At 41.9% G+C, this 14,653-nt stretch carries 12 protein-coding genes; 7 read left to right on the top strand and 5 right to left on the bottom strand.

The window, feature by feature from the left end; all coding sequences use genetic code 11:
* Positions 1-251 precede the first annotated feature (251 nt).
* Genes ABEA36_RS02380 through ABEA36_RS02365 form a run of 4 tightly spaced genes read right to left on the bottom strand, consistent with a single transcriptional unit; the run spans position 252 to position 6,451 of the window.
* The gene (locus tag ABEA36_RS02380) at positions 252-3,416 is read right to left on the bottom strand and encodes an efflux RND transporter permease subunit (RefSeq protein ID WP_345488409.1); all 3,165 of its coding nucleotides are present in this window, start codon (positions 3,414-3,416) and stop codon (positions 252-254) included.
* Positions 3,416-4,681 carry an efflux RND transporter periplasmic adaptor subunit gene (locus ABEA36_RS02375; RefSeq protein ID WP_345488407.1) on the bottom strand — a complete coding sequence of 422 codons (1,266 nt, stop codon included), beginning with the start codon at positions 4,679-4,681 and terminating at the stop codon, positions 3,416-3,418. The genes ABEA36_RS02380 and ABEA36_RS02375 overlap by 1 nt, the downstream gene beginning before the upstream one ends.
* A 45-nt stretch (positions 4,682-4,726) precedes the next feature.
* Positions 4,727-5,065: a copper-binding protein gene (locus ABEA36_RS02370; protein WP_345488405.1), complete on the bottom strand. Its 339-nt coding sequence runs from the start codon at positions 5,063-5,065 to the stop codon at positions 4,727-4,729.
* A gap of 18 nt (positions 5,066-5,083) precedes the next feature.
* Positions 5,084-6,451: an efflux transporter outer membrane subunit gene (locus ABEA36_RS02365; protein WP_345488403.1), complete on the bottom strand. Its 1,368-nt coding sequence runs from the start codon at positions 6,449-6,451 to the stop codon at positions 5,084-5,086.
* 242 nt (positions 6,452-6,693) lie between these two features.
* Between ABEA36_RS02365 and pssA the strand changes: the two genes are divergently transcribed.
* Entirely contained in the window at positions 6,694-8,049 is a 1,356-nt protein-coding gene (gene pssA, locus ABEA36_RS02360; protein ID WP_345488401.1) for a CDP-diacylglycerol--serine O-phosphatidyltransferase, read from the top strand.
* 52 nt (positions 8,050-8,101) lie between these two features.
* On the opposite strand, the gene ABEA36_RS02355 is transcribed toward pssA, so the two are convergent.
* On the bottom strand, positions 8,102-8,449 hold the full coding sequence (locus tag ABEA36_RS02355) for a hypothetical protein (protein ID WP_345488399.1): 348 nt from the start codon (positions 8,447-8,449) through the stop codon (positions 8,102-8,104).
* A gap of 264 nt (positions 8,450-8,713) precedes the next feature.
* Here ABEA36_RS02355 and ABEA36_RS02350 point away from each other — a divergent pair, with 264 nt between their 5' ends.
* The 6 genes from ABEA36_RS02350 to ABEA36_RS02325 all read left to right on the top strand — a co-directional run bounded on the left by ABEA36_RS02350 (position 8,714) and on the right by ABEA36_RS02325 (position 14,432).
* A complete protein-coding gene (locus ABEA36_RS02350) occupies positions 8,714-9,988 on the top strand; it encodes a Zn-dependent hydrolase (protein ID WP_345488397.1) in 1,275 nt (424 codons plus the stop codon).
* Positions 9,975-10,775 (top strand): dihydroorotate dehydrogenase electron transfer subunit, encoded by an 801-nt coding sequence (locus ABEA36_RS02345; RefSeq protein WP_345488395.1) that lies wholly within the window; start codon positions 9,975-9,977, stop codon positions 10,773-10,775. The genes ABEA36_RS02350 and ABEA36_RS02345 overlap by 14 nt, the downstream gene beginning before the upstream one ends.
* Complete coding sequence (locus tag ABEA36_RS02340; protein ID WP_345488393.1) at positions 10,772-11,710, top strand: dihydroorotate dehydrogenase; 939 nt, start codon at positions 10,772-10,774, stop codon at positions 11,708-11,710. Before ABEA36_RS02345 ends, ABEA36_RS02340 begins: the two co-directional genes overlap by 4 nt.
* A gap of 173 nt (positions 11,711-11,883) precedes the next feature.
* Positions 11,884-13,545: a hypothetical protein gene (locus tag ABEA36_RS02335; protein ID WP_345488392.1), complete on the top strand. Its 1,662-nt coding sequence runs from the start codon at positions 11,884-11,886 to the stop codon at positions 13,543-13,545.
* Between the two features lie 11 nt (positions 13,546-13,556).
* Positions 13,557-13,898, top strand: coding sequence for a hypothetical protein (locus tag ABEA36_RS02330; RefSeq protein WP_345488391.1), 342 nt, complete (start codon positions 13,557-13,559; stop codon positions 13,896-13,898).
* A 186-nt stretch (positions 13,899-14,084) separates the two neighbouring features.
* Positions 14,085-14,432 carry an immunity 8 family protein gene (locus tag ABEA36_RS02325; RefSeq protein ID WP_345488390.1) on the top strand — a complete coding sequence of 116 codons (348 nt, stop codon included), beginning with the start codon at positions 14,085-14,087 and terminating at the stop codon, positions 14,430-14,432.
* Positions 14,433-14,653: the final 221 nt, after the last annotated feature.

Genomic DNA, 14,653 nt, shown 5'->3' with positions numbered 1-14,653 from the left:
ATTATAGTGTAAAAACACGGCTTATTAATGGCGTCAGATTAATGTTAAGTTTCTTTGCCCGATTGCTCCTCCAGCCTAATATCGCTTTAACAGCAAGCTAAGCCCACAACTTAAACTTAAAAACAACAAACCCTTTTGCGATACAGATCGCAAACTGGCATAAAATCAGTATTAAATTTGCGAGTTGCCTCGCAAATTCCACCTAATTTTCGTTAAATTATTGTCGTAACCTATAATTATAGTGTAAAAAATCACGAATTTTGCATAGGGGTGTGAGCCAGTCGTTTTAAGCGCTGGCGCCAGATCAGCTTATAAGCAGCTGGGATCACAAACATCGATAATAACGGTGCCGTGATCATGCCACCAACCATCGGTGCAGCAATGCGGCTCATGACTTCTGACCCCGTGCCACTGCCTAATAAAATCGGCACTAGCCCAGCAATGATTACCGCAACCGTCATGGCTTTTGGCCGTACGCGTAGCACGGCGCCGTGGTAGATGGCCTCGTCCAGTTCGTCATCGGTTAATTGCAGCTTACCCAACTGGTGTTGGCTGGCTTCAATAGCTTGTCGCAAATACAGCAACATCACTACCCCAAATTCGGCCGATACCCCTGCCAGTGCAATAAAGCCCGTACCCGTTGCCACTGATAAATGAAACCCTTGCATATATAAAAACCAAAAACCACCAATCAAGGCAAACGGTATGCTGGTAATAATCAGCAGTGCTTCATCAATTCGTCGAAAGGCAATATACAGTAAAGTAAAAATAATGAGTAACGTCATCGGGATCATCATTTGCAGTCGGCTGGTGGCGCGTTCAAGCAGTTCAAATTGCCCGGTATAAGAAATGCTCACCCCAGCTTTCAGTTTGACGTGCTGATTAATCGCGGTTTGTAAGTCATGTACTACCGATACCATGTCACGGCCACGGGCATCGATATACACCCAACTTGCTGGCCGTGCATTTTCAGTTTTTAGCATTGGCGCACCGCTACTAATGCCGACATCCGCCACATCAGCAAGGGTAATGTATTGCCCTTGTGGCGTTAAGATGGGTAAGCGGCGTAAGCTATCAAGATTATGGCGGTAATCTTGCGCATAGCGCAGGTTAATTGGGTAACGGGCAATACCTTCAGTGGTGTCGCCAATCATCTGGCCACCAATCGCTGATGCCACAAAAAGCTGCACATCGTTAATGTTCATGCCATAACGGGCAATTTGCTCACGGTTAATATCCACATCCACATAGCGCCCACCGGTTAAACGTTCAGCCAGTGCTGACACCACACCTGGCACCTGTTTAGCGACCTCCTCAACGTGCTGAGCAACCTGATCAATGTCCGCCAGATCAGTGCCCGACACTTTAATGCCAATCGCACTTTTCACGCCAGTTGATAGCATGTCGATGCGGTTACGAATCGGCGGTACCCATAGGTTTGCCAGCCCCGGTAAACGTACTGTGTTATCGAGCTCGTCGATGATTTTATCAAGGGTCATGCCCTCGCGCCATTGCGACTGCGGTTTTAAGCGAATAGTGGTTTCAATCATTTCCATTGGGGCTGAGTCGGTTGCGGTTTCTGCTTTGCCCGCTTTACCAAATACAGTATCGACTTCGGGCACCGTTTTGATCAGTTTATCGGTCACTTGCAAAATGTGCGACACTTGCCCTGATGACACGCCCGGTAAGGTCGATGGCATGTACAGCAGATCCCCCTCATTAATGCGCGGTAAAAACTCCCCGCCAATGCGCCCTAGTGGCCAAATAATCGACAGTAAGAGCACGGCGGCAATCAATAACGTCAATTTGGCGTGTTTTAGCACCACATGAATCAAGGGGCTATAGGCTTTGATCAGCAGTCGATTAAGCGGGTTCGCGTTTTCATTGGGGATTTTACCGCGGATCCAAAAGCCCATTAAAATCGGAATCACCACGATAGAAAGTGCCGCAGCACCTGCCATCGCATAAGTTTTGGTGAAAGCCAACGGTGAAAATAGTTTGCCTTCTTGCCCTTCAAGGGTAAAGATCGGGATAAACGACAACGTAATAATCAGTAAGCTGATGAATAATGCCGGCCCAACTTCAATTGATGCGTCAGTAATCACATGCCAACGCTGGGTTGCACTCAGTGTTTGATGAGGGTGTTCATGTTGCCATTGTTCGAGTTTTTTATGGGCATTTTCAATCATCACAACGGCAGCATCGACCATGGCGCCAATCGCAATCGCAATCCCCCCTAGCGACATGATATTGGCATTGATCCCTTGGTAGTACATCATAATAAACGCAATAAATAACCCCAGCGGTAACGAAATGATCGCCACCAATGCCGATCTCACATGCCATAAAAACACCACACACACTAATGCAACAACGATAAACTCTTCAATCAATTTGCTACTTAAATTATCAATAGCACGGTCGATCAGTTGGCTACGATCATAAGTGGTGACAACCTCAACCCCCGCAGGTAGGCTACTTTGTAAATCAGCTAATTTGGCTTTTACTTGGCTGATGACCTCACGGGCATTTTCGCCTGAACGTAAAATAATGATGCCACCCACCACTTCACCTTCACCGTTAAGCTCTGCAATGCCACGGCGCATATCCGGCCCAAGTTGGACGCGTGCCACGTCTTTTAAGTAAACAGGAATAGCGCCCGCTTCGGTTTTTAATACAATGCGGTTAAAATCCTCAATTGATTGTAAATACCCGCTAGCACGAACCATGTACTCGGCTTCCGCCAGTTCAATCACCGAACCGCCCATTTCTTGATTGGCGCTGTTTATCGCCTGTTTTAGCTGGGCTAATGACACATTGTATTGAATCAATTTAAGCGGATCGACCACCACTTGGTAGGCTTTTACCACACCACCCACACTGGCAACTTCCGCCACATTCGGAATGGTTTTGAGTTCAAACTTTAAAAACCAATCTTGTAATGAACGTAACTCGGCCAAGTCATGTTGGCTGCTGCGATCAACTAACGCATATTCATAAATCCAGCCAACGCCTGTGGCATCGGGCCCTAGCATCGGCACCACGCCCGATGGTAACTTGCCCTGCACTTGATTTAAATACTCTAATACCCGTGAACGCGCCCAATATAAGTCGGTATTATCATCAAAAATAATATACACATATGACTCACCAAATGATGAAAAGCCACGCACCGTTTTAGCACCGGGTACAGACAACATGGTCGTGGTTAAGGGGTAGGTCACTTGGTTTTCAACAATTTGTGGGGCTTGCCCTGGGAAGTTGGTGCGAATAATCACCTGCACATCGGACAAATCCGGTAACGCATCAACCGGGGTTTTATAGGTTGTCCATGCACCCCAAACGGACAGCAATAAAACGCCCATTATCACCAATAAACGATTGGCGACGGATTTTTGAATAATCCACTTAATCATTATTGCGCCTCGTGTTGGTGATCAGTGTGTTGCAAAGTTTGTGTCGCTTGGGTTTGGCGCATACGTTCTAGCGCACCATTGATGTTCGCTTCAGAATCGATTAAAAATAGCCCCGATGTGACCACTTTTTCGCCCACCGTCAACCCTGACAGTAATGCCGTTTGACCTTGACTTTCAGCGTAGATGCTTACCGTTTTCGGGATGAAATGCCCGTCACGATCTTGCGTGATAACGCGCTGCTCAAGGCCGGTATCAATAATCGCTTGCGATGGTACTAACACATAGTCATCACTGGTTGTTGCCAGTTGTACCGTTGCGGTCATGCCCGGTTTTAGGGTGTGATTTGGGTTATCAACAATGAGACGCAAGCTGAGCGTTCGGGTTGCACTTTGTGCATCCGCCAAGATTTGCCAATCTTTTACCACAAAAGACTGCCCCGGCAAAGCGCGCGTACTAACGGTTAACACACTGTGTTCATTCAATAAAGCGCTCAATGATTCTGGCAGTGAGGCCACCACCCAAACCGGATCGATCCCCTCAATTGTCGCAATGGTTGCGGATTTGTTAAGAGTCATGCCATTGCGGATGTCAAAGCTGGTCAGTACACCGCTTTGTGGTGCCCGAATCGTGATATAGCTTTGGATCTGTTTGGTGCGTTTTAGCTGTTCAATCAGTTCGTTAGACATACCCGCAAGGTATAATCTGTCACGTACACCGTTTAATAACGTCGCTGAGGCGTTATGACTGAGCAACGTTAAGTATTCACTTTGCGCCGCGACCCAATCAGTCACTGTCACATCCACTAACGCGTCGCCCACCTGAACATAATCACCGACTGCCAGCGGGTATGTTTTTTCAACAAACCCTGATGCCCTTGCTTGTATCGTGTGATATTGGTATTGATTAAAATTGACATTCGCGGGTAAGTCTTGCCGATAATGCAATTGCCCCATCGTGGCAACATCCGTACGTAACCCTAAGTTTTGGGTTTGGGTTGGGTTAATGGTGACGCCAAGCGCATCATCCCCGCCTTCGTCAGCGTATTTTGGCACTAAGTCCATATCCATAAATGGCGATGGACCCGGTTTATCAAACTTGGTTGCAGGGTACATCGGATCGTACCAAAACAGGATTTTACGTTCAGTCATTGGGGGATTTGATGTGTCGCTCAAAGCGGTATTCGGTTGAATAAATACCGTCGCCGCCACCCCCATCAATACGCCAATCACAATAAGCAATAGTGTTTTATAGTGTCGTTTTAACATGTCTGTTCCTGTTTTGTGTATCGCCAAGCCAATGTACAATAAACCTTACTTCATTACCGTAATGCGTTGTAACAGTGAAAGGTTACCTTGTTGTATAAACTCAAAGCTCACTTTATCGTTGACGTTTAACGATTGAATTTGTTCACGGCTGCTGGCCGTAAAGCGCATTGTCATTGCGGGCCAATTTAGGGCCGGGATGGGGTCATGAGTAATAGTGACTTTGTGTGTATCAAGGTTGATCTGTTTCACCACACCTTGGCTTGTAATCACATTCACTGCTTGCTCAGTTTGCGTGTGATCATGGTGATCGTGGGTCGCCGCTTGCGCCAGTCCACTGCTGCCAAATAATAACGCGCTGGCGATAATAATTGAGATTCGTTTCATGATGTGCTCCTTTATGTGTTATTCCTGCCCACCGCCACCTAAGGCAATAAACAGGTTAATTTGATTGGTGAGTTGATTTTGTTTTAAGGTTAATAACGCTAATTGCGTAATTAGCACATTACGCTGTGCATCAAGTATCGTTAAATAGTTAGCCGAACCATTTAAATAGGCTTGAGTGGATAAGGCTAACGCATTTTGTTGAGTTGTTAGGTAACGCTGTTGCAGTTCAAATTGCTGGTGGTAGCTTTGCCCTAATGTCAACAAATCGGCGACCTCTTTAAAGGCATTTTGTAACGTTTTTTGATATTCAATGGCAGCTTGCTGTTGACGATTATTGGCCAAATCTAAATTGAGGCGATTTTGTTTGCCATTAAAAATTGGCAGACTGATTTTGGGGACTAAATCCCACAGCGTTGCACCACTTAACAGGTCAGCCAATTCAGTGCTGGCGTTGCCCACATTTCCCGTTAAGGATATTGATGGGAAAAACGCAGCTCTGGCAACCCCAATATCCGCATTAGCAGCCGTTAATTGATGTTCCGCTTGGAGAATATCAGGCCGTGTGAGTAGAACCGTTGACGGTACATTTGCCGGAATACTCTGTTCAAGTTGTAGTGGCTGTTTGACTGGGGTTATCGTTACGTCATATCGATTCACTAAATTTTGTAAAGTGTGATGAGCAAGTTGCCGCTGCTGGGCTAATTCTGACTGGCTGATTTTAGTGCTTTCTAGCATCCCCTTGGCTTGTTCATAATCCAAGTAGGTGGCTTCGCCTGACACTAAGCGTGACGCCGTTAAGCTTAATGCCTGCTGGTAGTTTGTCAACTGTTTATCTAGCGTGATTTGCTTTTGGCTAATGATGTGTTCATTCAGGTAAGCTTGCGCGACTTGCGCAACCAATAACATATAGACATTACGCTGCGCTTCTTGCGTTGCTAAATAACGTGCTCGTTGTGCCTGACTCAAGTTGTTTAAACGACCAAAAAAATCCAATTCATAGCTTATGGTGGCATCGATTTTGTAATTTTTCGCGGTTTGTTGCTGATTTTGGCCGGTATAAGTCGTACTTGATTGCCCGGTGATGTGTGGATAACGATTCGATTGCTCAACACCATATTGCAAGTAGCTTTCTTGCGTTTTGAGCACCGCCAACTGTATGTCAGGGTTATTCGCTAATGCACTTTCAATCAATTGCAATAACTGCGCATCATGAAAAAACCCGCGCCAGCCAAGCTGACTTAAATGCCAGTCCTGTTGGGCGTGCTCACTTTTACCGATATTGCTGGGTATTCCCGCTTCTGGCAATGTGCTGCTGTGTGGCGCGAGTGACACACACCCCGTTAATGTGCTCATTAGCAAAATCGATAATACACGGCGTTTTATCATACTGTTCTCAAGCTGACTGATCTTTCATGACATCAGGCTAAGTCAATTCGATAACATCACTGTGACGCAAACATTACAATTTTTGTCATCTTGTCAGGACTTTAATTTTTTGTTATAAATCATTAATTTACATAACACATTGATTTTTATATATAATTAATATTTGTGCCAATATACCAAATTCATAAAATATGCTATGCTATCATTTACGATATGCGTGAAAATTAAAATAAACATAAACTATGCGAATACCCTTTATTAAATATAATCATCAAAAGTACCTTGATGAATTAGCCAAAATTGAACAGTCCGCTGATGACTATCAGGTTCTGTACACTGCCGAAGAATATCGGAAAACGCTATTACAATATATTCAAAACGCAACCCACCGTATTTATATTGTCGCGCTCTATTTAGAACGTGATGAAGCTGGCCAAGAGATTTTACAGGCGATCTATGACGCTAAACGTCGTAATCCCAACTTAGAGGTTAAAATTTTTGTTGATTGGCACCGTGCGCAGCGCGGTCGTATGGGTGAAGGCAAAAGCCAAACCAATGCTCAGTATTACCACCAAATGCAGCAACAACACCTTGATGCGCCAATCGAAGTATATGGTGTGCCGGTTAATCGCCGTGAAGTCTTAGGTGTATTGCACCTTAAAGGCAGTATCATTGATGACACGCTCCTGTATACTGGGGCTAGCATCAATAATGTGTACCTGCATAAGCTCGATAAATACCGTTATGACCGCTATCATGTGATCCGTAATCGTGCACTTGCCGATACCATGGTTGACTATATTAAACAGCAATTTTTGCCGTTTGATGCCATACAGCGTCTTGATAGTGCTGAACAAAAAACACGTAAGCAACTAAAGCCGGATATCCGCGTGTTCCGCCATCATTTAACCCAAGCTAATTATCAGTTTGAACATCAAGCGACGGCTAATCACTTATCGGTAACGCCGATAGCCGGATTGGGTAAAGGTAATAGCCTTAACCGTGTTATTCATCATTTAATCAGTTCAGCACAGCACAAAATTGTTTTTTGTACACCGTATTTTAATCTGCCGCCGATCATTATTCGCGATATTATTCGCCAATTACGCAAAGGCAAACACGTTGAGATTATCGTCGGCGACAAGACAGCAAACGACTTTTATATTCCCGAAGATCAGCCGTTTAATATCATCGGTGGATTGCCCTACTTGTATGAAATCAATTTGCGTAAATTCGTTGAGCGCTTACAAGAATTTGTTGATAAAGACCAACTGATTATTCGGTTATGGAAAGATAATGGCCACACTTATCACCTAAAAGGCTTATGGGTCGATAAAGATTGGGCATTAATTACCGGTAATAATATTAACCCAAGGGCATGGCGATTAGATCTGGAAAACGGCATTTTAGTGCATGATCCACAGCATCAATTGCAAGATAAATTTGCCAAGGAGCTGATGACGATTCGCCAAAATACCTTATTAGTCAATCACTTTCAGCAAATTCAAGCAAGTCAGTTTTACCCAAAACAGGTGCATAAATTGATTAGCCGTTTAAGCCGTATTCGTATAGACCGGATTATTAAGCGCTTATTGTAGGCACGCAGCCTAAACAATCAGGCCTAATCTGTGTTAGGCCGATTTTATGGGCTTACAGTGCAGTAAAAATGGCTTTAATTGCAGCGAGTTCTTTTTGAATTTGGTTCATGCCAATCACTCCCCCTGCAAACCCACTTGAACGTTTTTTAATGGCAACACACATTGTGCCATCATCCAAGCATTGGGGCATAATCTGAATTTTATAATGTTTATAAAATGCACCAAGCAGCATCCTTAATGTGCCATTGCCTTTTTCATAAACATGATCACCAATATCCCGGTAACCCCGTTCAGCCATGATGTTAGCAATTTTTTGTTTGAATTCACCTTCGTTAATACCTTGATATAAAAACGTATAATCGTTTTCATTAACATACGCTTCTTTAATAAATAGTGCCATGCTGTGATCCCTATGGATTGATACAAGGAGGTCGATAATCCATGATTCATATCATTATGTGCCGCTATTTTATGCTACAGCGCGGAGAATAGACAGTCTAAAAAATGAGATTTTATAACATTAAGCCACATATCAGTAATTCTTATTAAGATGCAATTCATTGATTTAAAACAATATTAAATCTTATTTAAATTTGTAAATATTCAATATTTTGCTATAATCTTATTTTTGAGACGCTTTATTAACCAGTGACCATGCCATATCATGAGTACATTATGCCACTTTTCAGCTGATCAACTTTTATCAACGATTGCCCAGCTTGCTCGTTTTAGTGATACGCCTTTACATGAAGGTGTCACCCGTTTTGCTTACAGTGAAAATGATGAACTCGCACATCGCTATATTATCGATTTAGCGACCCAACAAGGGCTTGATTGTCGGCAAGATGCGGTGGGTAATGTGTTTATCACCCTCAAAGGTCAAGACTCATCATTACCGGCTATTGCAACAGGTTCACATTTAGATACCGTGCCAAACGGCGGGCAGTATGATGGTATTTTAGGCGTGGTGGCCGGTTTATATGCCCTGTGTCAATTTAAGCCGAAAACCTTAAAACGTGATTTAACGTTGATCATTTTCCGCTGTGAAGAATCCAGTCGATTTGGTTTATCTTGCGTTGGCAGTAAAATTTTGACAGGCCATACTGATCCAGAAAAATGGCATACGATAACGGATAGTTCAGGCAAAACACTCTATCAAGTGATAGATGAAGCGGGTTATCAAAGCCAACAATTAACACACTGTGTCTTGCCACAAAACGCGTTTGCGGCTTTTGTTGAATTACACATTGAACAGGGGCGTTGCCTTGAAAATGCCAACGTGCAAATTGGGGTGGTCAATGGGATTGCTGCACCGACCCGTTTTCAAGTTGATGTGTATGGTCAAGCCGATCACTCAGGGGCGACGCCAATGGATCAACGGCAAGATGCACTCGTCACCGCGGCCCATTTAATTACGACGATTAATCAACTGGCTAATCAAGAAGCGCATTTAGGCACAGTCGGTACCGTTGGTAAATTAAATGTTTACCCCAATGCGATGAATGTGATCCCAGGGCATGTCCGATTTTATGTGGATATTCGTGGCATTGATGAAGCAAGCATTGCTCGGGTTGCACAAGGTTTAACGCAAACAGTAAATGATTTAGATCAAGCTGCTGCTATTCGCATCAGCCTAAGTCAATTAGCACAGGAAAAACCCGTGCGCTTAAACCAGACAGTGTGTCATATAATCAGTAAATTATGTGATAAACACACTATCACATATCAACCTATGCTAAGTGGTGCAGGTCATGATGCGATGTACATGGCGACACGGTTACCCACTGCCATGATATTTATCCCGTCAAAAGCGGGAATCAGTCATCATAAAGAGGAATACAGCTCATCAGAACAGATTCTGGTCGGCGCCGACTTGTTAACCCAAACTTTAGCCGAATTAGCCAATTTTAAAGAGAACGTGTTAGATGACAGCAATTGATAGTAAATCCCTCATTATCAGTAATGAATGGGTGAACGATGAATATAAACATATGGTGGTGCAAGTCGACCACAAAGCGGCCGATGTCAAACCCGGTCAATTTTTTAATCTACTTTGTCCGCAAACCGATCAAGATAAGCCGTTTTTTCGGCGCCCGATGAGTACCTATTTTGCTAATCGTCAAAATGGCACGGTTGAGTTTTTATATAAAGTGACGGGCACAGGCACACGTACGCTGGCATTGTTAAAAGCCAATGATAGCTTGCCAGTGCTTGGCCCGCTCGGAAAGGGATTTAATCTAAAAGATCACTATCAACATATTTTAGTGTTAGGCCGTGGCGTTGGCCTGGCGACCCTTGCGCCCCTTGCTGAAGCCGCAGCTGAAAAAAATATTTTTGTCACGGCATTACTCAGTGCGCGTCATCGTGATAGTTTAATGTCACAATCACGTTTTTTAGATGTGAATGCCAACGTCATTGAAGTCGTTGATACCGATAACTCCAGCAGTGTGGATAATGTGGAATCAATCATTTTAGCCGAACACCATAAACGCCCCATTGATGCAATGTTTACCTGTGGTTCAACGCGCTTAACCAAATTACTGCAAAAAATTGCCAATCAGCATAATATTGATGGTGAAGTAGCACTTGAACAGCATATGGCGTGTGGTATTGGCATGTGTTATTGCTGTGTTAAACCATTTCATGTTGAGGGTGAAAGTGAACCACGTAGTAAACGTGTTTGTGTTGATGGCCCGGTATTTAGCTTGAAGGAGTTTATCGCATGATCGATCTATCGGTAAATATTAATGGCTTAACACTTAGTAATCCGATTATGCCCGCGTCAGGTACATTTGATAAAGAGCTTGCTGATGTTGTTGATTTTAATCAACTCGGTGCGATTGTTACCAAAACATTCACCGCGGATAAGCGTGCAGGTAATCCGGTACCAAGAGCTTGTGAACTCCCTAATGCCATGCTTAATGCGATTGGTATCCCAAGTAAAGGGGTCGAAAATTACATTGAACAAACCGTGCCGTATTATCAGCAGTATCGTTCACCGCTGATTGCCAGTATCTCGGCAAATACCTCAACGGATTTTGGTAAACTGGCAGCTGAGCTTGATAATGTTGCGGGCATCGCAGCGATTGAAGCCAATATCTCATGCCCCAATATTGAAGCACATGGCAAAGCGTTTGCCATGGAAGCAGAATCAACATCAACGGTGGTTAACGCATTACGCCGTGCAACCAAATTACCGTTATGGGTAAAATTAACGCCCAATACCAGTGATATTATTAGCGTAGCCAAAGCCGCTCAAGATTGTGGTGCCGATGCGGTGGTGGTAGGTAATACCATACTAGCCATGTCAATTGATATCCATACCCGCCGCCCAAAACTCGGTAACATTATGGGTGGACTATCTGGACCGGCCATTAAGCCCATTATGATTAGAATGGTTTATCAATGTTATAAAAATATTTCCATCCCGATTATTGGCTGTGGTGGCATTTCGACAGTGGATGATGTGATTGAATATTTCTTAGCTGGCTCAACGGCAGTGCAAGTTGGCACGGCAAGCTTTATTGAACCTTCAACGATGCCTAATCTCATTAGCGGATTAGCACAGTATTGCCAGCAACATAACATTCGCCAACTTCGTGATTTAACAGGTGCTATCATTGATGAAAAATTTGAATCCATGACTGCCCTTCCCTATTAATCATTGCTCCCCTTACTCAAGGTGGCACTTGCCGCCATGAGTAAGGGTATACAACTAAACAGCGTCCATTAAACTACCGTAAGTCAATCATAGGTTTTACCATTAAACCTTGCCAAATTTATCTAAATCGATTATCTTTTTCGTTCAAAAAAATAAGAACAAAATCCATCTTGATGAAACATTACTATTTAATTACCCAGCAGCAATGGCAAGACTTACAAAAACCGGCTGATGATTCACTGTTAATGCAACGTGATACGCCGTATAACACTCGCATTATCGATAATACCGGGTTTAAACAAGTCCGTTATTATTACCGTCAACAGATGGATGAGATTATTCATTATTGTGTTAAACATCAAGATGAGTGTAAAAACCTGTACCCAACACTTGAAAAACTCGGGTTATATTATGGTAATAATACCTATCACAAAGATGAGGCTAAGTTCAGTGCTGCCTTACGCGACGCATTAAGCTCTGAGCGTGCGGTTTTACTCGAAAAACCGATTGAAGCCAACTCCGGCATGTTACCGCCAGAGGATAATTTTTTAAGATTACCCAGTCATCAGATTGCTCGCCCCCTATCACAAGATGAAATCTATGCTCAAAAAACAGCGTTTCTTGAGGATAATAACTATATTGAATTCACAATCTATGATTTACCCAATCACCCCTTTACCGTATTTGATAATGCCAGTCAAAAAATAGTGGGACAAGGCACCTTAGATAGCAGCGGATATGCTTATGTTAAACTAACACCAGAGGTCAAATACGTTGATGTGGTGTTTGATAAACAACAACAAAGCCGACCTTGGTATTATGATGTGCCATTGCAGTTTGTGGGTGGATTACGTGATATGGCACAATCAACAATGGACTTAGCGTGGGATACATCAGTTCATAAATCGATGACCACAATTATTGCTGGTAACACCGTGAGTAATCCCATACAAATACCTACCATTCCCCAAGCACAAACCGTTGCCGGCTCATTAACACATGGTGTGACGCAATTTTTAGCGGCTTTTATACCTGTTGCAAGGCAATTAAAAGTGATTGCTCCTCTAAAAAACATGGGGAAATTAAGTCGTGGCATGGTAGCAGGCGGTATAGCCGACTATACCGCATTTGCGCCTCATGAAGAGCGATTGTCAAATCTGATTCAGTCCTTTCCTGAGTTACAAAACCCGGTTACCGAGTATTTACAAGCTAAACCTGATGACAGTAATGCTGAGGGGCGATTTAAAAATGCACTCGAAGGACTGACGCTAGGTGCGCTCACTGAGACGTTTTCTCATTCACTGCGTGCGTTGAAATATGCGAGAATAAAATGGACTGCATTTGAAGTGAAAACAAAAGTACATTATAAACTTGAAGCATCGCAATACGCGATAAAAGATGTGCCTGAATCAACCCCAAATTTTTCGGCTATCGATGGGAACTCAAAACAAATTGCCATTTTTATGCCAAAATTAGAGTATGAAGCCCTATTAAAAGACGCTATAAAAAACAGTGATAGTAATACAATGGTTTTAGGTAAATATACCAGAGACAGTTCATCATATCTTGCCGTAGCAAAAGAAAATAATGCGATGTATTTTGATATGGGTGATAAGTGGGGTAAAATCAAAAATACCTATAATTTAACCGATGACAGTATGTTTAAATTATTTAATCTTCCCGCACTGGATGAAGCAATTAAAAATGGTAAAACAATTCAATTTACGCATAATCCAATTGGTGATCAAGGGGCTTTAGGAAAAGAACTTAAGTACTTAATAAGAAATGGGTATAGATTTGAACCTAAAACATTAATTGCGCAACCATTAAAATAGAGACATTAATTATGAATAAACAATTAAACTTAGATGAAATATATAAGCTATTGTTAGAGTTTTTTGGTAATAAAGCTACTATGCTACAATATGATAGTATTGAGCAAGAAATAGACTGTATTTTATACGAAGCATTTATATTTAAATGTGGCATTGATGAGCCATATAAGACATTTAAAGGCGGTATTCTGCTTGATTCACAACACGCTATACTAGATTATTTTGGAAAAGAAATATCTTTAAACAATACTCGTGAAGATATCATCAAAAATTTTGAATTAGTTGATAAATATTGCCAGTTAAGACTCCCTGATAAATATTTAGAAGAATTTTTTAAAAATAAAAATGAGTAGCTGATAAAATCAAAAAAGCAGTTATCAATCACTGCCTTTGATTTTTTCACAATTATGTTTTTGATTTTATGCAAAGCACCTAAAAATAATCCACCCTATAAAGAAAATTATTTAATCATTTCTATTTTAAATAATGTTGATGAAAAAATTAATAAATAATCGGTATTTAAATATCAAGGATTAATAATGAAAGCACTTTTAAAATCAATAGGCTCAATAGACCATGATCTAACACTCTATTTTCCTGAAGATGAAAACGAATTTGGAATAATGCTAAGCTTATCAATAGGTTCATCGGAAAGTAATGGAGCTGATTATTTTAATTTATTTGTCTGTTCGCCAGGATGGATTGATAAAAACCAATGGATACCAGAAATACTAAGGCATACTTTAATCATTAGAAAGTATAATTTAGATGAAATTACAGGAATAATTAATAAATATATAGAACAATGCTCATGTAAAACATGGGCTGAAACCGCGCAAAAGCTATCACGCTACTTTGCATGGGAGTTTGAAGATTATACAGAATAATAAACCATAGTTTTATTTTTGATACTCAACACATCATACTAGATTACAGTGGAAAAGTAATATCCTTAAATAACACTCGAGAAGACATCATCAAAAGTTTTGAATTAGTTGATAAATATTGTCAGTTAAGACTGCCTGATAAATATTTAGAAGAATTTTTTAAAAATAAAAATGAGTAGCTGATAAAATCAAAAAGGTAGTTATCAATCTGCCATTTTTAT

The sequence above is a fragment of the Orbus sasakiae genome, from assembly GCF_039542345.1.
GTDB lineage: Bacteria > Pseudomonadota > Gammaproteobacteria > Enterobacterales > Orbaceae > Orbus > Orbus sasakiae.
This window is presented reverse-complemented; position numbering and strand designations above follow the sequence as displayed.